This window comes from Candidatus Accumulibacter propinquus (assembly GCF_056856495.1).
In genome coordinates this window covers 678,571-701,171 of record NZ_JBSEHC010000002.1, presented here as the reverse complement: position 1 = coordinate 701,171, position 22,601 = coordinate 678,571, and the positions used below count along the sequence as shown (strand labels likewise).

At 62.9% G+C, this 22,601-nt stretch carries 18 protein-coding genes and 1 pseudogene; 11 read left to right on the top strand and 8 right to left on the bottom strand.

Annotation, left to right across the window (positions count from 1 at the left end):
• Positions 1-25: 25 nt before the first annotated feature.
• Positions 26-475 (top strand): response regulator, encoded by a 450-nt coding sequence (locus AC15MQ_RS05590; RefSeq protein ID WP_287668780.1) that lies wholly within the window; start codon positions 26-28, stop codon positions 473-475.
• 35 nt (positions 476-510) lie between these two features.
• Complete coding sequence (locus tag AC15MQ_RS05585) at positions 511-1,830, top strand: diguanylate cyclase domain-containing protein (protein ID WP_483079576.1); 1,320 nt, start codon at positions 511-513, stop codon at positions 1,828-1,830.
• Positions 1,831-1,863: 33 nt separating this feature from the next.
• Here AC15MQ_RS05585 and AC15MQ_RS05580 read toward each other — a convergent pair whose 3' ends face one another.
• From AC15MQ_RS05580 to AC15MQ_RS05560, 5 genes are all read right to left on the bottom strand, one after another.
• The gene (locus AC15MQ_RS05580; RefSeq protein ID WP_483079575.1) at positions 1,864-3,360 is read right to left on the bottom strand and encodes a metallophosphoesterase; all 1,497 of its coding nucleotides are present in this window, start codon (positions 3,358-3,360) and stop codon (positions 1,864-1,866) included.
• A 39-nt stretch (positions 3,361-3,399) separates the two neighbouring features.
• A complete protein-coding gene (locus tag AC15MQ_RS05575) occupies positions 3,400-3,975 on the bottom strand; it encodes a DUF4337 domain-containing protein (protein ID WP_287654772.1) in 576 nt (191 codons plus the stop codon).
• 51 nt (positions 3,976-4,026) lie between these two features.
• Complete coding sequence (locus tag AC15MQ_RS05570) at positions 4,027-4,839, bottom strand: SIR2 family NAD-dependent protein deacylase (protein WP_483079574.1); 813 nt, start codon at positions 4,837-4,839, stop codon at positions 4,027-4,029.
• Complete coding sequence (locus AC15MQ_RS05565; RefSeq protein WP_483079573.1) at positions 4,840-5,739, bottom strand: radical SAM protein; 900 nt, start codon at positions 5,737-5,739, stop codon at positions 4,840-4,842.
• A gap of 133 nt (positions 5,740-5,872) precedes the next feature.
• Entirely contained in the window at positions 5,873-7,618 is a 1,746-nt protein-coding gene (locus AC15MQ_RS05560; protein WP_483079572.1) for a cation:proton antiporter domain-containing protein, read from the bottom strand.
• A 279-nt stretch (positions 7,619-7,897) separates the two neighbouring features.
• On the opposite strand from AC15MQ_RS05560, the gene AC15MQ_RS05555 reads away from it, so the two are divergent.
• Positions 7,898-8,347, top strand: coding sequence for a hypothetical protein (locus AC15MQ_RS05555; RefSeq protein ID WP_483079571.1), 450 nt, complete (start codon positions 7,898-7,900; stop codon positions 8,345-8,347).
• A 188-nt stretch (positions 8,348-8,535) separates the two neighbouring features.
• Here AC15MQ_RS05555 and AC15MQ_RS05550 read toward each other — a convergent pair.
• The 3 genes and pseudogenes from AC15MQ_RS05550 to AC15MQ_RS05540 all read right to left on the bottom strand — a co-directional run bounded on the left by AC15MQ_RS05550 (position 8,536) and on the right by AC15MQ_RS05540 (position 11,034).
• Positions 8,536-9,650, bottom strand: a pseudogene (locus AC15MQ_RS05550) (ISAzo13 family transposase).
• Between the two features lie 406 nt (positions 9,651-10,056).
• Entirely contained in the window at positions 10,057-10,302 is a 246-nt protein-coding gene (locus AC15MQ_RS05545) for a transposase (protein ID WP_483079675.1), read from the bottom strand.
• A 288-nt stretch (positions 10,303-10,590) separates the two neighbouring features.
• A complete protein-coding gene (locus AC15MQ_RS05540; protein WP_483079570.1) occupies positions 10,591-11,034 on the bottom strand; it encodes a helix-turn-helix domain-containing protein in 444 nt (147 codons plus the stop codon).
• A 254-nt stretch (positions 11,035-11,288) separates the two neighbouring features.
• On the opposite strand from AC15MQ_RS05540, the gene gyrA reads away from it, so the two are divergent.
• The 8 genes from gyrA (at position 11,289) to lapB (ending at position 22,593) form a co-directional block, all read left to right on the top strand.
• Positions 11,289-13,886 (top strand): DNA gyrase subunit A, encoded by a 2,598-nt coding sequence (gene gyrA, locus AC15MQ_RS05535; RefSeq protein ID WP_483079569.1) that lies wholly within the window; start codon positions 11,289-11,291, stop codon positions 13,884-13,886.
• 79 nt (positions 13,887-13,965) lie between these two features.
• Positions 13,966-15,057: a prephenate dehydratase gene (pheA, locus tag AC15MQ_RS05530; RefSeq protein WP_287654784.1), complete on the top strand. Its 1,092-nt coding sequence runs from the start codon at positions 13,966-13,968 to the stop codon at positions 15,055-15,057.
• Positions 15,058-15,084: 27 nt separating this feature from the next.
• Complete coding sequence (hisC, locus tag AC15MQ_RS05525) at positions 15,085-16,173, top strand: histidinol-phosphate transaminase (RefSeq protein ID WP_287654785.1); 1,089 nt, start codon at positions 15,085-15,087, stop codon at positions 16,171-16,173.
• A gap of 22 nt (positions 16,174-16,195) precedes the next feature.
• Positions 16,196-17,083 carry a prephenate dehydrogenase gene (locus tag AC15MQ_RS05520; RefSeq protein ID WP_483079568.1) on the top strand — a complete coding sequence of 296 codons (888 nt, stop codon included), beginning with the start codon at positions 16,196-16,198 and terminating at the stop codon, positions 17,081-17,083.
• A complete protein-coding gene (locus tag AC15MQ_RS05515) occupies positions 17,080-19,044 on the top strand; it encodes a bifunctional 3-phosphoshikimate 1-carboxyvinyltransferase/cytidylate kinase (RefSeq protein WP_483079567.1) in 1,965 nt (654 codons plus the stop codon). Before AC15MQ_RS05520 ends, AC15MQ_RS05515 begins: the two co-directional genes overlap by 4 nt.
• A 185-nt stretch (positions 19,045-19,229) precedes the next feature.
• Positions 19,230-20,927, top strand: coding sequence for a 30S ribosomal protein S1 (gene rpsA, locus AC15MQ_RS05510; protein WP_287654788.1), 1,698 nt, complete (start codon positions 19,230-19,232; stop codon positions 20,925-20,927).
• Between the two features lie 12 nt (positions 20,928-20,939).
• Positions 20,940-21,233, top strand: a complete 294-nt coding sequence (locus AC15MQ_RS05505; protein ID WP_287654790.1) for an integration host factor subunit beta — start codon at positions 20,940-20,942, stop codon at positions 21,231-21,233.
• A gap of 190 nt (positions 21,234-21,423) precedes the next feature.
• Positions 21,424-22,593: a lipopolysaccharide assembly protein LapB gene (gene lapB / locus AC15MQ_RS05500; protein ID WP_324571749.1), complete on the top strand. Its 1,170-nt coding sequence runs from the start codon at positions 21,424-21,426 to the stop codon at positions 22,591-22,593.
• Positions 22,594-22,601: the final 8 nt, after the last annotated feature.

Genomic DNA, 22,601 nt, shown 5'->3' with positions numbered 1-22,601 from the left:
TGCCCAGAGGAACGGAGCGACGCGCATGAATCAGACGCCACGAGTCCTGCGCATCCTGATGATCGAGGATGAAGCCGGCGATGCCCGCCTGATGCAGGTGGCAATACGCCGGAATGGCTTCGTCGCCGAGACGCATGAGGCACACGATGGGCACGAGGCGTTATGCTTCCTGCGCAAGCAGGAACCGTACTGGCGCGGCGCGGTGCGCCCAGACCTGATTCTGCTGGACCTCAAGATGCCCGGGCAGGGTGGACTTGAGTTCCTGGCGACTATCAAGGCAGATACCGAACTGCGAGCCATACCGGTTGTCGTCGTGACGTCTTCCCTGCTCGACGCCGATGTCCGGGCCGCCTATCAGCTCGGAGCGGCCGGGTACTTGCTGAAACCGGCGGACTTGCGGGAATTCATCGCCAAGGTGCGCACTTTGGGTGAGTACTGGTTCAATCTGGTGCGCTTGCCGCACAATGCGGGTTGAACCCTGGAAACACGGGGCACTAAGGAGCAATGGGCATGAGCACGGCAATCCAGCAGCGCATTTCGATACTGGTCATCGAGGACGATCTCGGCGATCTGGGATTGATTCAGGCCAACGTACGGTTGGCCGGAATGCGGCGGCTTGGCGACCAGGATCCCGTGGTTTGTGCGCCGACCCTGGCGCTGGGCGTCGCAGCAGCAGCGGCCAGGAAGCCGGATGTCGTGTTGCTCGACCTGTCCCTGCCCGATTCGACGGGTGTGGCGACGGTCGAGGCGATCCGCGTCGTGGTGCCGGATGTTCCGATCATCGTGCTTACGGGTCAGGATGACCATCAGCTTGCCGAGGCGGCGCTGAAGGCCGGTGCGCAGGACTACCTGGTCAAGGGACAGTTCGAGCACGATGCTCTCGGACGTGCGATACGGCACGCGCTGGTACGCCAAAGACTCGAATCCCGTCTGCGCTTGTTCGGGGCTGCGCTGAATTCGGTGGCCAACGGCATCGTCATCACCGACGTCAATGCGACGATCGAGTGGGCCAACCCGGCATTCACCAGGATGACCGGCTTCCTGCTTGCCGAGGCCCTGGGCCACAAGCCGAACGAGTTGCTCAATTCCGGGAAGCAGGATGCGCAGTTCTACCAGCGGATGTGGGAAACCATTCTCGCCGGGCGTGTGTGGAGCGGTGAACTGATCAACCGCCGCAAGGACGGCACGCTCTATGACGAGTTGCTGACCATTTCGCCGGTGACCGACGTCAACGGCAACATTCAGCATTTCGTCGCCGTCAAGCAGGATATTTCGGAACGCAAGGCCACCGAAGAGCGTGTGCAGCACCTGGCCCATCACGACCAGTTGACCGACCTGCCAAACCGTGTGCTGTTCAGCGACCGCCTGTTTCAGGCCATCGCGCAGGCGCGCCGCGACCGAGGTACCCTGGCACTGATGTTCCTCGATCTGGACCGCTTCAAACCGGTCAATGACAGCCTTGGCCACGACATCGGCGATCTGTTGCTGAGGGAAGTCGCGCTCCGCCTGCAGGCGTGTGCGCCGAGATCCTCGGATACCGTGTCGCGCCTCGGTGGCGATGAGTTTGTCATTCTGCTGGCGCAGATCGACAAGGCGATGGATGCAGTGGTCGTCGCTGGCAAGGTTCTGGCTGCGCTCGGTCGTCCTTTCCGGATCGGTCCTCACCAGATTGAAATTTCGGCCAGCATCGGTATCGCGGTCTATCCGCAACATGGTGACGACGTCCACAGTTTGCTCAAGAACGCAGACACCGCCATGTACCACGCCAAGAAAGCGGGTCGCAACTGCTACCGCTTTTTCCGGGAGATCAACACCGAGGCTGCCGTCTGATCCGTCAGCCGACCTGTCAGGCCGCCCAGCCCATCACGGGTTCTGGACGCTGCAGGCGATCTCCTTGCGCTCTCCATCGAGTCGGCAACGGCTGATGCTTTTCCCTTCGGGATCGAGCAGGGTACCCGCCCAGCCCGCATCGTCGCGCTCCAGCAACAGAAAGCTGTAGCGATTGAGGACGATGCCGCTGCCGGCGGTAACGCCGTCGTAAAGTCGCCCGTCGGGATGCGCTCTTTCGCGGCTGTCGGAACCACTGCTGCCTTGATAAAGGGGGGAAGACGGATCGAAAGCTTCAAGCTGCGTGCCACTGGCGCCGACCACGACTTGCGCCGGCCGCCCCGCCGGGTAGTTGACGGTGTCGCTTTCGGGCGCAAAGTTGATCGTTTGAAAGGCGTGCTGGTGACCGGCGAAGGCGAACTGGACGTTCGCCGGCATTTGCCGTGCCAGGGCAAGCTGCAAGGCGTTGGGCTGCACCGGCGCTTCGAGCAGGTCGTACCAGATCGGGCGATGCAGTAGCAGCCAGACCTGATGCGTCTCCGGAACCGTCTGCAGCGCCGCCAGGGTGCGCTTGAAGATCGCGACATCCTGTGCGGCCTTGCTCGCCGGACGGTAGTCCTCATGACCCGCGTTGTCGACGACGACCACGCTGAGCGCGCCGCCGAGGTCGATGGTATAGGCGTCGGCAGTGCGGTTGTTGTCGAGCACCGAGCGGCTGTCCGTCTTGTACAACTGGTTAGCGCAAGCCTGGTAAGGCACCGGGGAAAGGAAGCGCATCCAGCCTTCGCCCCCGCGATCACAATCTTCATGGTTACCGCGCACGACGATCCACGCGGCGGCGTTCAGCAGCGGCTTGGCCGGGACAAAGAAATCGGCGTTCCAGCCGGACCAACCGTAGTCGATGACCACTCCCCGCTCGCGTAGTGGCCCGCAGAGTGCCGGCTGGTCGCAATATTCACGGTAGTGGTAATCGCCGAGATGAATCACCAGATCGGGACGCGTGCGCGCCGCGGCTGCGGCCACCCGCTGCCAGGGCCAATCGACCGGATTGTTGCAATCCTGGATCGGATCGCCCGAACCGCTGGCCGGAACCTTGATTCGGCAGCCAGTGTCTCCGACCACCACGATGCGTCGAATGTCGGTGCCGGGGAGCGCCACGGCCTGGTCGCCGATGCTTGCCTGACGTGCTGATCTTGGCAGGGTGAGTTCACAGGAATTCACCGCAAACCCGGCCTCGAATGCCGGGTTCCCGTTCGCCACGTTGCGGTCTGTTGCCAGCGGCGTGGCGCCGGCGCGCGTCAGCAGGGGAAGCGTGACGCCATCGACGACCGCCGTCGGACACCCGTCACTGGCGGCAACGATCGCCCGCAGGCTGATCTCCCCACGCGGGCCCAGTTGCGTCCAGTGCGCGATTGCGGCGCCGTCGCTGGCTGGCTGGCTGGCGCAGCCTGACAGCCAGGCGAGCACCGCCAACAGTGCGCCGCTACGGCGTGGAGAGCGTATTCTGAGCGGCGGGCAGTGTACGTTTGGCATCGGTGTGCATCTCCTGAATACTGCAGCCTGCAGCGTGGATCAGAGGTGAAGGTAACCGGCCGTGCCGGCCAGCAGTCCGAGAGCGGTCGCACCATAAACACCGAACAGCATCCAGCGCTTGCGCGTCAGCAAGGTGATTGCGGCCATCGCGATGGCAACCTGGAGCAGGGTGGTCGCCAGAGCCCAGCGTTCGTGCACGTGCATCTCCAACTCGCTCTTCTGGTCAGCCGCCTTGGCGACCGCTTCGAGCTTGTCTGCTTCGATCTTGATCTCCTGCTTTTCCTTTTTGTAGCGCTCCACTTCCTGTACGTATTTCTCGCGCGCATCACCACTGGTCAGAGTGATCGACAGTTCGGCCAGGTTCTGCTTGTTGCTCTTGGCCTGATAGTAGTTCCACTGGTTCGAGGCTGCCGTCTTCTGGATCGCTGCCTCGTTCTTGTAGAGCAGGGCCGCATTCTGCGAGTGGCCGCCGAGATAGCCAAAAATGGCACCAACCGTTGACAAAACGGCGGTCAATACTGCCACGCGCGAGGTAAAGCCGTCGCCACCATGCTGGGCGACGTGTTCGACTTCGTGATCGTGCGGGCCATGTACATGGAATCCGTGACCGGACATTGCTGGTTCTCCTTGATGCGTTTGCGTTGTTCACCCTCTGGGGCGCGAATTCTATACCAGACAGCTGTCGATCGCGCGCAGTGCGGCCAGGCCGCCGGCCGCAATCGAAACTCCCTTGCCGTGCGGCAATTGCGGTTCGGTCGGGTTGATGCGAATCAGTGGACCGGGCACCCGCTCCCCCAGCAGGCGTGCGGTCGGGATGTTCGTTCCGGCGCCCACCTCGATTACCAACGGCCGTTCGACCTGACGCAGCCAGGCTTGCAGCCCTTGTTCCTGGCTGTCGCTGCGCGCGCTGAGCCAGTCCCAGTCGCCGAACATCAGGATATTGGGTCGGGCCAGGTCATGACAACGCGGGCAGATCGGAAAATCCGAGGTCAGCAGACAGTGCTCCTCGTCGATCTCGGGGTGGAAGTCGTCGGCCGTCCAGATGCCTCGGTGACAGCGGTGGACACACTGCAGGTGATGGATCGATCCGTGGCACTCGGCGATTCGGTCCTCGGCAAACCCCGCTATCTGGAACTGGCCATCGACGTTGCTGGTGAAGACGTAGGCACCGTGTGGCAGGCGTTCGCCGATTCGCTGCAGGATCCGGAAACCCTCGTGGGGCACCGTCCGCCGGTAGAGGTTCAAGCGATGCCCGTAGAAACCCCAGGCCAGGCGGGGCTGCGAGGCGAAGGCGGCCGGATTGGCGATCGCCTCGAAGGCGATGCGTGCGCGACCGAGTGCCGGGTAAGCGCCCCAGAACCCCTGCGGTCCACGAAAATCCGGTAGTCCGGAGTCGACCCCGATGCCCGCCCCGGCGGTGATCAGCAAGCCGTCGGCTTGACGGATCATTTCGGCGCAGCGCCGATAGTCGTCAGTCACTTACAAACCCCTTGCCCACGCCGATCGTAGTGCAGCCGTTTCCGGGTGGGCAATCGCCTGCTGCAGTTGATGCAGCAGACGCTCCTTGTCGGCGCCGAGAGTACCCCTGAGCACCAGCCAGTTCGAGGCGTGATCGCTGCGGAACAGGGTACGTTCGAGGGTGAGCCGTTCGACAAAACGTGCCATTTCGACAAACAACTCGTGCTGACGCAGGGGCCGCCAGCCGGGAAAGCCTGCGCGGAAGCGCTGCTCGCCAAGGGGAAAGCTGACGACCAGCGTCGCCAGGAACTCGGGCTGGGCGGCGTTGAGCAGGCGCGCCGAGTTGTCGGCGTGCTGCAGCGAAAGTTCGGGACCGCCGAGACCGTTGAGAATCATCACCGAGCGCTTGATCCCAGCGGCGCCGAGTTTGTCCAGGGCGTCCAGTGTCGAAGCCGAGGTTTCACCCTTGTTCACCCGTTCCAGCACTTCGTCGTCGCCCGACTCGGCTCCCACATACGCGATCGACAGGCCCGCCGCGGCCAGTTCGCGCAGTTCCTCGACCGTCTTCCGGCGCAGGTTGCGCGGCAGGCAGTAACTGGATACCCGGTGAACCGCCGGCAGGTGAGTACGGATGGCAGTGAGGATATTGAGCAGGCGACGCGTCGGCAGCACAAGTGCATCGCCATCGGCCAGGAAGACGCGCCGAACGGCGTTGCCGAAGCGTGCCCCCGTCTCCTGGATACCCTGCACTACCTCGGCCTCGTCGCGGGCGCGAAAGTGCTTCTGTTCCGAGGTATACATCTCGCAGAACGTGCAATGATTCCATGAACAGCCGTCGGTTACCGGCACGATCAGTGACTCCGCTTCGCTGGGTGGGCGGTATACTGGTTCGACGTAGCGGATGGGAATGGCGTTCAGCATGGCGTCGGGGAAGCGGGCGAACAGGCGAATAGTAGCGCGCTTTTGCCGCTGCGGCGCTTTGTCCGGAGCGGTCCGCGAGCGGGAAGCACCCCGGCGGCGCGGCGGCGGGACGCGTGGCTGGCGGTGCGGTGCGTCAGCCCTGGCGCTCGCCGTTCGTCCCTGTTGCCCCTTCCGGGCCGCAGCGTACCAAGGAATAATCCGTGCTTCGCACGCCGCGCAGCAAGGTGTCGGTGTCACTGCTGGAGGTGCCAAGCGCCTCAAGGGTTTCCGCCGCCAGTCGCAGGCTGGCCTCGAGAGTTTCCGGAAAGGCCTTGTTGACGCCAGCCCGGAGCAGAGCGTCGCAGCTTGCCAGGTCACGCGCACGGGCCACGATGCCGAGCTGCGGAGCATGCGCGCGGACCATCACCGTGGCTCGGACGGCGGCGTTCTCGTCGTCGATGGTCAGGACCAACAGTTCGATGCTCTGGAGCGGTCCGGTGGCGAGCAGTTCCGGGTCACCGACATCGCCGTAGAACACCGGATGACCCTCGCTGCGCCATCTGGCGACCAAGGCGGCGTCGGTGTCGAAGGCGATGAAGGCGATGCCGCTATTGGCCAGGATAGTGCCGACCGTATGGCCGACGCGGCCGTAACCGCCGATCACCACGCGCGCTCCGGATTCTGCCTCCCGCTCCGTGTAAAGCAGATGTTCATGGCCCTCTGCGACGGCGTCGCTCGCTCGCTGTGCCAGGTGATTGCCGAGCTTCGCCAGCAGCGGGGTGAGCAGCATGGTCACTGAAATGATCGCCACTCCCATCGCGAACACCAGATCGTCGATGACCGCCAGCGCCTTGGCGGCCCCGAACAGCACGAAGCCGAACTCGCCACCCTGCGAGAGCATGCAGGCGACCTTGAACGCCGTGCCGCGGGCGCTGCCGAAGCACCGGCACAGCCCGTACAAAACGGCTACCTTGATCGCCAGGATTGATACGACATGCGCCACGAACAGGAGCGGGTGCTGCGCGAGGGTGCCGACGTCGACCGACATGCCCACGGCAACGAAAAACAGGCTCATCAGCAGCCCTTTGTGAGGTTCCATGCTGGCCTCAATCTGAATACTGTAGCGCGATGTCGAGAGCATCATCCCGATCAGGAACGCTCCCAGCGCCATGGACATGCCGGCATGTTCCATGGCGCTGGCGGCAATGAATACCGCCGCCATGGTGGTCAGCAGGAAAGCCTCGCGGTTGTTGCTGCGTGCCAGATGATCGAGAACTCGCGGCAGCAGGTAGCGGCCACCAAGCAGCACCAGGGCAACCATGGCCACCGCCCCGGTCAGTTGCTCCCACAGCGGCAAGCCGGCCGGCAGCGGTCCGGCGTCCGCGAGAATCGGCACCAGCGCCAATAGCGGGACTACGGCAAGGTCCTGCATCAACAGCACGGCGAAAGCGGTCTGGCCGTGACGGCTGGCCATCTCGCCCTGATCCTTGAGCATCTGCACCACGAATGCAGTGGAGGACAGCGCAAAACTTGCGCCGATGAGCAGGGCCGTGGACCAGTTGTCCTGAAAAAGTCGGAAATAAGCGCTGATCACCACAGCCGACAGAATGATCTGCAGCGAACCCAGCCCGAAAAGCGTACGCCGTAACTCCCACAAGCGGCGTGGCTTCATCTCCAGGCCAATCAGGAACATCAGCAGTACCACCCCGAGTTCGGTGAAATGGCGTACGCCCTCGACTTCGGTGGTCACGAAGGGACCGGGCGTGTGCGGCCCGACGACTACGCCGGTGACCAGCAGCCCGAGGATCGAGCCCAGGCCGAAATGCCGGAACACGGTCACCGCAATCGCGGCAACGACCAACAGCAACACTGCGGAGTCAACGAAAGATTTGGGGTCCATGGCACGCGTTGGTAAGGGTAGTGGGTTTGCTCCGGGGCATCGGACACTGGCCGGAGAGGGGAATACTAGCGTGCTTTCGAAGGCCTGGCGTATGCCGCAGTACGGGCGAAGCTCGCCTGCTGCCGTCAGCAACCAGAATCACGAGGGCCCCCACTTCGGCAACAGAGCGATTCCCGAGCCGCTCAGCCGACTTTCGCATTAACATCGGCGCGAGCCTGGCGGTGCACGGTGTTGCGGCACGCCGGCCTTCGAATACCAGTCTCGCGAGGAGAGTTTCTGATGCAGAGCACAAGAATGCTGGCGGCCGTCTGGCTGCTCCTGGCCATGCCCGCGCTGTCGCTGGCGCAAAGCAGCCTGCAACTGCCGAGTGACGAGGAGGATTATCGCGTGTTGCTCGAAGAACAGCGCAGCGGGCCATGCGAGCGCTGCGGCGTGGTCACCGGAATACGCACGCAGAACCGCGAGCCCGCGCGCGGTCGCAACCCTGCCGCCGTTCCACGGGGCGAGATGAACGGGATGGGCGGCAGCTTGACGACCACGCCGATCATCGGCAGCGGCAGCAGCGTTCGGGATGCGCGCAAGGCAGGGGCCCCGCTTGTCAGCTACGTGATCACCGTTCGTTACGATGACGGCAGTTACGCCTTCATCGAGCAGGCGGACGAGCCGGTGCCGCGCAAGGGTGACCGGGTACAGGTCATCGACGGTCGCGTGGAGTTGCGCAAGGACTGACAGTAACCGGCTGCCTGGTTGGTGATGCTGTTCGTTTCGGTAGCCAAGGATGCCATCCGAGATTTCACCTATGGCAAGCTGTGGACAGCCTGTGGATAGCCGTTCCTGTCCCCAGAACCCGCTGGCAACCCTGTTAGTAAGCTGTGAACAAGCCGTGGACAGTGACCTTAGGTGATTTCTACGATAGTTCATACCGTGCCGACTGGTCGGATCAAGATGTCCCACTTGGGTAGGAGCGGGTGACGTTCCAGACGGGACTCGACCGCTTGCATAGCCTCCTTGGCCACCGTGACTCCTTTCTCGTAGACCGTGCGGCTCAGTTCGACGACGGGATGAACGCCTTTCCAGGTCATGGTCTTGGCCCACTCCAGCATCGTTTGGGTATCGGTCAACTTGGCACCGTTCCAGTGCTTTTCCAGGATTCCCCAGCAACGCTCCACCGGATTGTATTTGCTGTGGTATGGCGGATAGTAGAGGAGGCGGATGGACTTGCCGATGTGATCGGCGAACTGGACCATGCGCTTGAGGAATTGCGTACGCCGGCCATTGCTCTCCGGTCCGTTATCGGCCTTGATCTGGAGGTGTGTGACGCGAGCACGCTCCTCGGGTGCTTGACGCTCCCACCAGGCGTAGAGACTGTCGATGATGAAATCGCTGGTCTTCGCCGAGCTTCCGAAGGACAGATGGAGAGACCCACTGTCTTCATTGACGACACCAAACGGCGTGTGTTTTTCCTCGCACCCCATGTCGTGGTCGGCAGCCCGGTGGTCACCCCGCGTCTTGCCGCCACGCGAGTAGTCGCCAATCTTCACCGTCGCCTTGCAGTCCATGCTCAGGCGCATGACGGCTTCGTCTTGGCTATCGCGGTCACGTTCCCGGATGTTGGCGAAAATGGCGTCGGTTTCAGGGACTTTTTTTGGGGTTTGGCCTTGAGCACCGGGCGCAACCGGTACCCGTTGCGGTTCAACACTCTCGACATACCGCTTCGGGAAGGCAGGACATCGTCCGCAAATCCCTGCGCTCGCAACTGCTTGATGGCTTCCTCCGCGGTCAGGCGGGTGAACGACAAGGTCGTGCGAAAAGTCGGGTCTTGTTGCGCATGACTTTCCGCCAGTTCCCACAGGGCTTGCGCCACCTCGGGGTGTTTCTTCTCCCACAATTTCGCACCGCAGCAGAACGCGTGCAGCCCCAGACAGATGATACCCGTACGTTTCTCATGCAGACCGAGCTGCACGGCCTGCCGACTCCAGCCGAACACCTCCTCGGCACGCCGAGCACTGCCACTACAATATTTCAACGCCATCTCCGCCTGAAACGCCCTGCGCCTCGCCCCCGTCATCTTGCTCGCAGCAAGCCGGATATCTTCCAGGTGCTCGGCTTCAAGAGAAACCTTCCTTTCCGCTACCGTGGCGACTCCCATTCGCAAGACCTCCAATCGCAGAATCGGCTAAAAGTATCGCACACAACGGTATGAAGAATTGGGGATATCACCTTAGTCCGGTCTTTGGTAAGGGAAACCTGCCGCCGCCTGCGGATTGAGCGCCTGGACGAGATGGCGGGGAAGGTGGGACTGATCGTTGCGTCGGGTTCTCCGGTGGCGAAGGATTCGTGACGGATCATCACTTCGCGCTTGAGCACCACGGCAGCGTACGCGCGGCAGCAGGCCGAGACGAACACAGCGACTTCCAGCGGAACGCGTCAGTAAGCGCTCAGCAAAAAGTCATCCGATAATCAGAGCCGAAGCCGGTCAAGATTTTGTCCACGTCAGCCTCCAGCGTCGTGGCACTGCTGGCCTTGAAGGCCATCCATTCGTACTTCATCTTGTGCCAGAGCTTCTCGATGCGATTCAACCCCGGGCTGTAGGGTGGCAGGAAATACAGCGTGAGGCCCTTTTGATTCAGGAGGGCCAGGAGGGGCTGGATTTCCTTCGCCTTGTGGATGGAAGCATTGTCCAGAATTACCGTCAGGGGTCTGCCGACGCTTTCCAGGAGGAGACCAAGGAATCCGCCAAAAAAAAAGCGGCGGTCGTTGTCTCCCGGAACTTGGCCGTGAACAATTCACCCGTCGAGATCAACGCGGCCATCACATTCAGGCGCTTTCTCCCCGCGCGGCAGTGATGCGGTGCACCGCTCCGGTCTCGGTCCAGGCGCTCCGATTGGGCTGCGTCTGCACAAAGCCGGCTTCATCCATATACGATAACGTGAGTTCGCCAAGCTTTGTTTTTTCAAGCAATTAATCTACTTTTACCTGGGCTGCTCGAAATTTCGCCTCATCCCTTTTTTTTGACTGTGCCGGGTCCTTTTCCAGACATCGTTCTTTTCTTTCAAGGCCGCCTGAACCACCCCCACCGACACCTGTACGCCATGTTCCTCTGACAGGCGGTCCCTCAACTGGGGGGCCGTACAGGCCTCAGCCGTCGCCCAGGCGCAGAGTACCTGCTGATGCGTTTCCGATAGTTTGCGAGGGGCGCCACTGCGCGGCAGGTCGCGCAGCCCGTAGAACCCTCTGGCCGGACAGGCGTCCCTGTGGCAGGCCACGGTTTCTTTGTGAATCTTCTGCTCGGTCACCACGGCGCTGATCGAGTGTCCCTTGTCGAGGAGGAGTACGGTCCGCGCTCGCCGATGTTTGCGCCAGTCGCTGCCGCGCTCGTCCACAGTGAGGGCCAGGATCATGGCTTTGCAGGACATGGTAAGGCTTCCGGAAGGTAGGGGTAACGAGTAGCGGAGAACTTATATGGAACCGGTTACGGCGACGAGAGCCTGCGCAAGTGGTAGCGCACGACAGGGCGAATGCGATAACCGAGCGCATCCTTTGATATTCAGGGGATCTCCTTGGCAATGCGCTCGGCGGTGCGCCCGAGTGATTCGCCGGCGTGCTAGAATAGGCGGCTTGATCAAGACGACGACATTCCCGCCCCTGTCGCGTCGCCAGCGGAAAGAAGATGGAAGCTTTCGCCAAAGAAACACTCCCGATCAGCCTCGAAGACGAGATGCGTCGGTCGTATCTCGACTATGCCATGAGCGTGATCGTCGGGCGCGCCCTGCCCGACGCGCGCGACGGCCTGAAGCCGGTGCATCGGCGCGTCCTGTTTGCCATGCACGAGTTGTCGAACGACTGGAACAAGCCGTACAAGAAGTCGGCACGGATCGTCGGCGATGTCATCGGTAAATACCATCCGCACGGCGACACGGCGGTCTACGACACCATCGTGCGCATGGCGCAGGATTTTTCCCTGCGTTACATGCTGGTCGATGGGCAGGGCAACTTCGGCTCGGTCGACGGTGACAACGCCGCCGCGATGCGCTACACCGAAGTGCGCATGGCGCGCATCGGGCACGAGCTGCTCGCCGACATCGACAAGGAGACGGTCGACTTCGGGCCCAACTACGACGGTTCGGAGGAAGAGCCGCTGGTCATGCCGTCGCGGATTCCGAACCTGCTGATCAACGGTTCGTCGGGCATTGCGGTTGGCATGGCGACCAACATTCCGCCGCACAACCTCAGCGAGGTGGTGGATGCCTGTCTGGCGCTGCTGAGCAATCCCGAAACCACGATCGACGAACTGATCGATCTGCTGCCTGCTCCGGATTTTCCGACGGCAGGCATCATCTACGGCGTCGGCGGGGTGCGCGAAGGTTACCGTACCGGGCGCGGCCGCGTGCTGATGCGCGGCAAGATTCATTTCGAGGATATCGACAGGGGTAACCGGCAGGCGATCATCATCGACGAACTGCCGTACCAGGTGAACAAGCGGACTTTGCTCGAAAAGATCGGCGAGCTGGTCAACGAGAAGCGGATCGACGGGATTTCCGATCTGCGCGACGAGTCGGACAAGTCCGGCATGCGCGTGGTGATCGAACTGAAGCGCGGTGAAGTCGCCGAGGTGGTGCTCAACTGCCTGTACAAGCAGACCCAGCTCCAGGATACTTTCGGCATGAACATGGTCGCGCTGGTCGATGGTCAGCCGCGGCTGCTGAATCTCAAGCAGATGCTCGAGTGTTTTCTGTGGCACCGGCGCGAAGTCCTGACCCGGCGCACGGTCTTCGAATTGCGCAAGGCCCGCGAGCGGGCGCACATCCAGGAAGGCCTGGCGGTGGCGCTCGACAATGTCGATGAGATCATCGCCCTGATCAAGGCTTCACCGACGCCGGCCGACGCGCGCCGCGGGCTGATGGCCAGACTCTGGACCTCGCCGACGGTGGCCGAGATGCTGGCTCGCGCTTCGCTCGATGCGACGCGCCCGGAAGGCCTGGGCCTTGAGTTCGGGTTGTCGCAGAACGGCTACCTGCTGTCGGAAGCGCAGGCGCAGGCGATTCTCGAATTGCGCCTGCAACGGCTGACCGGCCTCGAACGCGACAAGATCGTTGCCGATTACGCGGAACTGCTGGAGCGCATCGGCGACCTGATGGACATCCTGGCCCGCCCGGAACGGATCACCGAGATGATCGTCGCCGAACTGACCGGTATCCGCGCCCAGTTTGGTGACAAGCGTCGCTCCGAGATCGTCACGCACACGCAGGATCTCGGCATCGAGGACTTCATCACCCCACTGGACATGGTCGTGACCCTGTCGCACACCGGCTACATCAAGTCGCAGCCGCTCGCCGACTATCGCGCGCAGAAGCGCGGTGGGCGCGGCAAACAGGCGGCAGCGATGAAGGCCGACGATTTCGTCGATCACCTGTTTGTCGCCAATACCCACGATTTCATCCTCTGCTTCACCAATCGTGGGCGGGTCTATTGGCTCAAGGTCTATGAAGTGCCGCAGGGGACGCGTACCAGTCGCGGCAAGCCGATCGTCAACCTCTTTCCCTTCGAGGATGGCGAGAAGATCAGCGCCATCCTGCCGGTCAAGGAGTTTGCCGAGGATCGCTACATCTTCATGTGTACCGCCAACGGGACGGTGAAGAAGACACCGCTGTCCGATTTCTCCAATCCGCGCAAGGCCGGCATCATCGCCGTCGCGCTCGACGAGGATGACGTCCTGATCGGCGTCGAGATCACCAACGGCGCGCAGGACGTGGTTCTCGTCTCCGATGCCGGCAAGGCCGTGTGGTTCGACGAAGAGGACGTGCGGCCGATGGGGCGCACGGCGCGCGGCGTACGCGGCATGCGTCTGGCCGAGCAGCAGAAGGTGTTGTCGCTGCTGGTCGCCGACAACGATCAGCAGACCGTTCTGGTAGCCACCGAGAACGGTTTCGGCAAGCGCACGGCGCTGGCCGATTTCCGGCATTCCGGGCGTGGCACGCAAGGGGTCATCGCCATCGCCGCCAGCGAGCGCAACGGCAAGGTGGTGGCCGCCCGGCTGGTACGTGACGACGACGAAATCATGCTGATCACCACTGGCGGGGTGCTGATCCGCACGCGCGTGCGCGAGATTCGCGAACTCGGTCGAGCCACCCAGGGGGTGACGCTGATCGCCCTCGACGCCGGCGAAAAGCTTGCCGGTCTGGAAAAAGTCATCGAGACCGAAGACGAAGCCGAGTCACCCGGGCAGTCGTTGGCCGAGACGCCCGAAGCCGACCCGGGCGGCGAATGATGTCTGGTCGATCGATGCTCGCCGTGCGGCGGACCGCCGGTCTGGCGACCGTCCGGTCGCGTGCTGTGGGCAGGCGGCGATGAACGACGATCTCCTGCGCGAACTCTCTGTCGTCAGACAGCAGATCGACGCGCTCGACGGGCAGTTGCTGGAGTTGCTGAATCAGCGGGCCAGATATGCGCAGCAAGTCGGAGAGATCAAGGCGCGCCACGGTGAGGCCGGCTTCATCTACCGCCCGGAGCGTGAGGCGCAGGTCCTGCAGCGGATTCAGGGAAGCAACCGCGGACCCTTGTCGAACGAGAGTGTGACCTGGTTTTTCCGGGAAGTGATGTCGGCCTGCCTGTCGCTCGAACAGCCGCTGGGGATCGCCTTCCTGGGGCCGCTCGGCACCTTCTCGGAAGGCGCCGCAACCAAGCACTTCGGACACGCGGCACGCTTGATGCCGCAGATCTCGATCGACGATGTCTTCCGCGAAGTCGAGGCCTGTCATGCCGACTACGCGGTGGTCCCGATCGAAAACTCGACCGAAGGCGCCATTGGACGCACCCTCGATCTGCTGCTGACGACGCCGCTCAAGATCTGCGGCGAGGTGTTGCTGCGCATCCACCAGCACCTGCTGTCGAACGAGCTTTCCCTTGGCGCGGTGAAGAAGGTTTATTCCCACGCGCAGTCGCTGGCGCAATGCCACGAGTGGCTGAACCGCTCGCTGCCTTTGGCGCAGCGCATCCCGGTCGGGAGCAACGCCCAGGCCGCGCAGCTCGCTGCCGCCGAGGCGGGGGCCGCGGCGATTGCCGGCCAGGCGGCGGCCGAGCGCTACCATCTGCCCGAACTGGCGAGCAACATCGAGGATGAACCGAACAACACCACTCGCTTCGTCGTCCTTGGCCGCCACGATGCCGGGCCCTCGGGACGTGACAAGACCTCGCTGGTGATGTCGGCGCACAACCAGACCGGCGCCCTCGGCAAATTGCTGGCGCCGCTGTCCGATGCCGGAGTTTCGATGACCCGGCTGGAGTCGCGGCCGGCACGGCATACGCTTTGGGAATACGTTTTCTTCGTCGATATCGACGGCCACAGCGACGATGCGCCGGTTCGGACGGCGCTCGTCGAGCTCGCCCGCCGCGCACCCTACCTGAAGCTGCTGGGCTCCTATCCGATGGCCGCCTTCTGAGCGGACGGGTTTTTTCGAGGATCGCTGATGGCAATTCACGAGCAGTCGCTACCGTATATCCGGGCCATTTCGCCCTATCAGCCGGGCAAGCCGATCACCCAACTGGCACGCGAGATGGGTCTTGCCGTCGAGCAGATCGTCAAGCTGGCCTCCAACGAGAATCCATTGGGCATGAGTCCCAAAGCACGCGTGGCCGTTCATGAGGCGATCGGCGGGCTGGCGCGTTACCCGGACGATTTCGCGCTCAAGCAGGCGCTGGCCGAACGCACCGGCCTGGGGGTGGAACAGATCGTCCTCGGTAACGGCTCGAACGACGTGCTCGATCTGGTCGCCCGCGTCTTTCTGGCGCCGGGCCGTTCGGCGATTTTTGCGCAGTACGCCTTTGCCGTTTATCCGCTGGCCACGCTGGCCGCCGGCGGCGAGCCGATTGCCGTCGCCGCGCGCGATCACGGCCATGACCTCGACGCGATGCGGGCGGCGATCAGGCCCGATACGCGGCTGCTGTGGATTGCCAACCCCAACAACCCGACCGGCACCTTCGTGCCGTATCCGCAACTCCGGACGTTTCTGCAGTCGCTTCCGGAAGATGTCATCGTCGTGCTCGACGAGGCCTACAACGAGTACCTGCCTCCCGCCGAGCGCGTGGACACCACCGCCTGGCTGGCGACGATGCCGAATCTGGTGATTACCCGCACCTTCTCCAAGATCTACGGCCTGGCGGGCCTGCGCGTCGGCTATGCGCTGACCTCGGCCGAGATCGCCGATCTCGTGAATCGCGTCCGGCAGCCTTTCAACTGCAACAATCTGGCGCTCGCCGCGGCCGCGGCCGCGCTCGACGATCACCAGTTCGTCGCTACCAGCTACGCGCTGAACCGGGCGGGCATGGAGCAGATCGTGGCCGGACTGAAGCGGCTCGGCTGCACGCACATTCCCTCGCATGGCAACTTCGTGACCTTCAGAGTCGCCGACGCATCGCGGGTCAACCAGAAGCTGCTCAAGCAGGGCGTGATCGTTCGCCCGATCGCGGCCTATGGCATGCCGGAATGGCTGCGCGTGACGATCGGTACCGAAAGCGAATGCGCGCGCTTCCTGGCCGCGCTCGAGGGGTCGCTATGAACCGTTGCGCCGGGTTCCTGGCGTGAGCGACACGCCGCTGTTCGGCAAGGTCGTCGTTTTCGGCGTCGGCCTGATTGGAGGCTCCTTCGCCCTGGCGCTCAAGGCCGCCGGGCAGGCCGGCGAGGTCGTCGGTTTCGGGCGTCGCTTGGGTTCGCTGACGCAGGCGCTTGAACTCGGCATTCTCGACCGCGCCGGTTTCAATGTCGGGCAGGAGGTGTCGGACGCCGATCTGGTGCTGATCGCCACGCCGGTCGGCACGACACCGGAAATCATGGCCCGCGTCGCCCCCTGCCTGGGGCCGCAGACGGTGGTCACGGACGCCGGCAGCACCAAGGGGGACGTCGTTGCCGCCGCGCGCCTTCACTTTGCCGGCCGGCTCGGGCAGTTCGTTCCCGCGCATCCCATCGCCGGCGCCGAAAACAGTGGAGCACTCGCGGCGCGGGCCGATCTCTATTGCCAGAAGCAGGTGGTACTGACGCCCTTGCCGGAAAACAGTCCGCAGAGCATTGCCCGCGTACGTTCGGCGTGGGAGTGTTGTGGCGCAGTGATCCGGGAGTTGAGCGCGGCCGAGCACGATCAGGTGTTTGCGGCGGTCAGCCACCTGCCGCACCTGCTGGCCTTCGCGCTGGTGCATGAACTGGCGCGGCGCGACAACCGCGACCTGCTCTTCGCCTTTGCGGCCAGCGGCTTTCGCGACTTCACGCGCATCGCCGCCAGCCACCCGGAGATGTGGCGCGACATCTGCCTGGCCAACCGGACGGCCTTGCTCGCCGAACTCGACCATTACCGGACTCAGCTCGACGAGTTGCGGGATACCCTGCAGCGTTCCGACGGGGCCAGCCTGGAAGCGACCTTCAATGTTGCCAGGACCGCACGGCGTGCGTGGGCCGAGAGCAGGGCAGGCGAATGAGCGCGGACTTCATCGACCTGCCGCAACTGCTTTCGGCACGCGGGACGGTTCGCCTGCCCGGTTCGAAGAGTATCTCCAATCGGGTTCTGCTGCTGGCCGCGCTGGCGGCGGGCGAGACCGAGGTGCGCGACCTGCTGCTATCCGACGATACGGCGCGCATGCTCGACGCGCTCCGAACCCTCGGCGTCGGTGTCGAGCCGGGGGCCGGCAACAGATGGTGCATCAGCGGGGTCGCCGGACGCTTCCCGGTCCGCGCGAGCGAGCTCTTTCTGGGCAATGCGGGTACCGCTTTCCGGCCGCTGACCGCGGTGCTGGCTCTGGCCGGCGGACACTATCGAATGGCCGGCGTCGCCCGCATGCACGAACGTCCGATCGGCGACCTCGTCGATGCGTTGCGTCAACTCGGTGCCGACATCAGCTACCTGGGAAACGAAGGCTTTCCCCCCCTGGCCATTCGTCCACCGGCGCTGCTGCCGGGACGCGTGGTCAGTCTGCGCGGTGACGTATCGAGTCAGTTCCTGACCGGCCTGCTGATGGCGCTGCCGTTGCTCGGTGTCGAAACCACCGTGGAGGTGATCGGGGAACTGATCTCCAAACCTTACGTCGAGATCACGCTGGCGAGCATGGCACGTTTCGGCGTTCATGTGCGGCGCGACGGCTGGCGGCGTTTCACCGTGCCGGCTGACAGCGGCTATCGCTCGCCAGGGGTGGTGCATGTCGAGGGCGATGCCTCGTCGGCGTCGTATTTTCTGGCCCTCGGCGCGATTGGCGGCGGGCCGCTGCGTGTCGAGGGGGTTGGTCTGGACTCGATCCAGGGCGATGTGCGTTTTACCGAGGCATTGGCAGCGATGGGCGCGCAAGTCTCGTCGGGAGACAACTGGATCGAGGCCTCGGCGCCGGTCGCCGGAACGGGAACGCTGCGCGGCATCAGCCTCGATTGCAATCACATCCCGGACGCGGCGATGACGCTGGCGACCACCGCCCTGTTTGCGGTGGGGCCGACCACCTTGCGCAACATTGCCAGTTGGCGCGTCAAGGAAACCGACCGCATCGCCGCGATGGCCACCGAGTTGCGCAAGCTCGGCGTGCGTGTCGAGGCCGGTGACGATTTCATTCGCGTCCACCCGCCAGGCGCCGGGCAGTTCCTGCATCCGGCTGCGATCGACACCTACGACGACCACCGCATCGCCATGTGCTTCTCGCTGGCGGCGCTCGGCACGCCCTTGCGCATCAACGACCCGCAGAGCGTGGGCAAGACCTTTCCCGACTACTTCGCGCGCTTTGCCGAGGTCAGCCAGGGCGTGCCGGTGATTGCTATCGATGGCACCTCGGCCTCCGGAAAGGGAACGATTGCCGCACGCGTCGCCCAGGCTCTGGGCTGGCACTACCTCGATTCCGGCGCCTTGTACCGCCTGACCGCGCTGGCTGCCGGGCGGGCAGGGATCGGCGTCGATGACGAAGCCGGGGTGGCGGCCATCGCTGCTGACCTGGATGTCGTATTCGCCGGGGCGTCGATCACGCTGTCCGGCGAAGAGGTTTCCGACGCCATCCGTAGCGAGGAAATCTCCGCCGCCGCCTCGCGAGTGGCCGCGCTTCCCGCCGTACGGGCCGCGCTGCTGTTCCGGCAGCGGGCTTTCCGGCGGCCTCCCGGACTGGTCGCCGATGGTCGCGACATGGCCTCGGTGGTGTTTCCCGACGCCTTGACCAAGGTCTTCCTCACCGCCAGCGTCGAGATGCGTGCCTGGAGGCGTCATAAGCAGTTGATCGAAAAAGGAATGGCTGCTAGTATTGCAGCCCTCTCGCTGGATCTGCGCGAGCGCGACGAACGCGACAGCCAACGTAGCGTCGCTCCGATGCAGCAGAGTGCGGATGCTGAATTGCTCGACACGACGAACCTGACCATCGAAACAGCGGTGGCACAGGTGCTGGACTGGGTCAACAAGGTTCCGAAAGTAGGGTGAACGGCAACCGCCGTTTGCCAGAGGTGTCACCAGTTCGACCTGTCGTTCGGCATGACCGCAGCTTGCAGCAGGGTCTGCCGGGGCAGTGTCCTTCCTTCCCGTGTGGGTGAGGTTTCCGGAGTGGCCGGGACTGGTGATCGTTTTCAACTCACCCCGCAGTATTGCGGTTAGGTAACTCAACACATATGTCAGCCAATCCCTCCATGCAAGAAAGCTTTGCCGAACTTTTCGAAGAGAGCCTCGGGCGTCAGGAAATGCGTCCCGGAGAGGTCATCACTGCGGAAGTCGTGCGCATCGACCAGAACTTTGTGGTGGTCAATGCCGGTCTCAAGTCCGAGAGCTACATTGAAATTGATGAATTCCTGAGCGACAAGGGCGAACTTGAAGTCAAGGTCGGCGATTTCGTCCAGGTGGCCATCGAACAGCTCGAGAACGGTTTCGGTGAAACTCGTCTGTCGCGCGACCGTGCCAAACGTGTCGCTGCGTGGAATGCGCTCGAGCAGGCTCTGAACGACGGATCGCTCGTCACCGGCACCATTACCGGCAAGGTCAAGGGGGGGCTGACGGTGATGACCAACAGTGTCCGCGCCTTCCTGCCGGGCTCGCTGGTCGACATGCGCCCGGTCAAGGACACCACGCCGTACGAAGGCAAGACTTACGAATTCAAGGTCATCAAGCTCGACCGCAAGCGCAACAACGTGGTGGTCTCGCGCCGTGCCGTTCTCGAAGCGAGCGTCGGCGAAGAGCGCGATGCGCTGCTCGCGGCTCTCAAGGAAGGCAGCATCGTCAAGGGGGTGGTCAAGAACATCACCGATTACGGTGCCTTCGTCGACCTGGGTGGTATCGATGGCCTGCTGCACATTACCGACCTGGCATGGCGCCGGGTGCGTCACCCCTCGGAAGTGCTGGCCGTCGGCGACGAAGTCCAGGCCAAGATCCTCAAGTTCGACCAGGAAAAGAACCGCGTCTCACTTGGCCTCAAGCAGTTGGGCGAAGACCCCTGGGTTGGTATCTCGCGCCGCTATCCGCCGACGACCCGCCTTTTCGGCAAGGTCACCAATCTCACCGACTACGGTGCCTTCGTCGAGATCGAGCAGGGCATCGAAGGCCTGGTGCATGTCTCCGAGATGGACTGGACCAACAAGAATGTTCACCCCTCGAAGGTCGTGCAGTTGGGCGACGAGGTCGAGGTGATGATCCTCGAAATCGACGAAGATCGCCGCCGCATCTCCCTGGGTATGAAGCAGTGTGCTGCCAACCCGTGGGACGACTTCTCGATGAACTACAAGAAGGGCGACCGCGTGCGCGGGGCGATCAAGTCGATTACCGACTTTGGTGTGTTCATCGGCCTGCCCGGTGGCATCGACGGTCTGGTGCATCTGTCCGACTTGTCGTGGTCCCTGCCCGGCGAAGAGGCGATTCGCAACTTCAAGAAGGGTGACGAGGTCGATGCGGTGGTTCTGGCGATCGATACCGACAAGGAGCGGATCTCTCTGGGGATCAAGCAGCTTGATGGCGACCCCTATACCAGCTACATCGCGACACACGACAAGAACAGTATCGCCCGCGGGGTGGTCAAGTCGGTTGATGCGCGTGGTGCGGTGGTGATTCTGGAGGGTGACATCGAAGCCTACCTGCGTGCCTCGGAAGTGTCGCGTGATCGTATCGACGACCTGACCAAGGTGTATAAGGAAGGGGACCGCATCGAAGCGATGATCATCAATGTGGATCGCAAGACGCGCTCGATCAGCCTGTCGATCAAGGCCCGGGAGCAGGCCGAGCAGCAAGAGGCGATGCAGAAGTTTTCTGCCGACAGTAGCGCCAGTTCGGGGACGACGAATCTGGGTGCCTTGCTCAAAGCCAAGCTCAACAATCCCCAATAGGGTCCGAGGAGGATGACCAAGTCGGATCTCATCGCTCAACTGGCTGGGCGTTTCCCTCAACTGGTCGCCAAAGATGCGGATTTGTCGGTAAAGATGATTCTCGATGCGATGGCCGAGGCTTTGTCCAAAGGTGACCGCATCGAGATTCGCGGCTTCGGGAGTTTTGCCCTGAACTACCGGCCACCGCGTGTCGGCCGCAATCCGAAATCAGGTGAGAAGGTTGAGGTCCCGGAAAAATGGGTGCCGCATTTCAAGGCGGGAAAGGAATTGCGGGAGCGCGTCGACGGATCGCCGGAATCGATCTGAGAGCTCAGACCGTGTGGCGGGTTGCGGGCGGCGAGGTGCCGCCCGCTTCTTGTTGAAAGGTGATTGATGCGTGCCTTGGCCAGCCCGAATCGGGAGGTGCGGGCGAGGGGGATCGGCAAGTCAGGAACGCCAGACCTGAAGCCGCCCGGAGAGCGGTTCGGGCGTCGCCTGAAACCACAGAGTTGAGTGCATGATCGAGTTCGAATACTGGCAACTACTGCTCTTCCCGCTATTCTTCGGCTTGGGATGGGCAGCGGCACGGGTCGACATCCGGCATCTGGTCAAGGAATCCAGGGCGCTCCCGCGTTCGTATTTTCAGGGACTGAACTTCCTGCTCAACGAGCAGCCGGATCGTGCGATCGAAGCGTTTGTCGAAGCCGTCCAGGTGGATCCGCAGACCATCGAACTGCATTTTGCTCTCGGCAGCCTGTTCCGCCGCCGCGGAGAAACCGAGCGCGCCATCCGCATGCACCAGAATCTCGTCGGGCGCGACGATCTTCCGCAGGATCTGAAACTGCAGGCGCTTGCCGAACTGGGGCAGGACTATCTCAAGGCCGGGTTGCTCGACCGCGCCGAGGAAATCTTCGACAAACTGCGCGATTCGGATCTGGCCGAAGACGCGAAACGCAACCTGCTCGAAATTTATCAGCTTGAGAAGGACTGGGAGAAGGCGATCGCGATCGCTTCGGAACTTCCCGACTTCGCCTCACACCGGGAAATCGCCGAGTACTACTGCGAACTGGCGGCGGCGGAAATCATGCGCTCGCGGCGCGATCTGGCAGCGGTTTACCTGCAGACCGCATTCGAGCGCAACCGCAAATGCGTTCGTGCCAGCCTGCTCCTTGGGGACATTCAGTTTCAACAGGACCAACTGCTTGCGGCGATCGAAACGTGGCAGCGCATCGAACAGCAGGATCCCCCTTATCTGGCGCTGGTCGCGCAGCGTTTGCTCGACGCCTTCCGCAAACTGGATCGACGCGAAGAGGGCCTGCAGTTATTGCGCGGTTACCTGGAACACTATCCTTCCCTGGACCTGCTGGACGTGGTGTTCCAGCTGGTGCTCGAGGGCGATGGGCCCGAGGCGGCGTACAAGCTGGTTCGCGATGAGCTGAAGCGCAATCCGACACTGCTTGGATTCGACAAATTGCTGGAGGCCAGACTGTTGGTTACGGCACCCGAGAATCGGCCGGATCTGGATCTGGCGAAGGGTATCGTGCAGGGCTACACGCGCCGCCTGGCTCGCTATCGATGCGATAATTGCGGTTTCAAGGCGCGCCAGTTCTATTGGCGTTGTCCGGCTTGCGGCGGTTGGGAGACCTATTCGCCAAAACGGACGGAAGAATTCGATCTGACACCTTAGGAGATCCA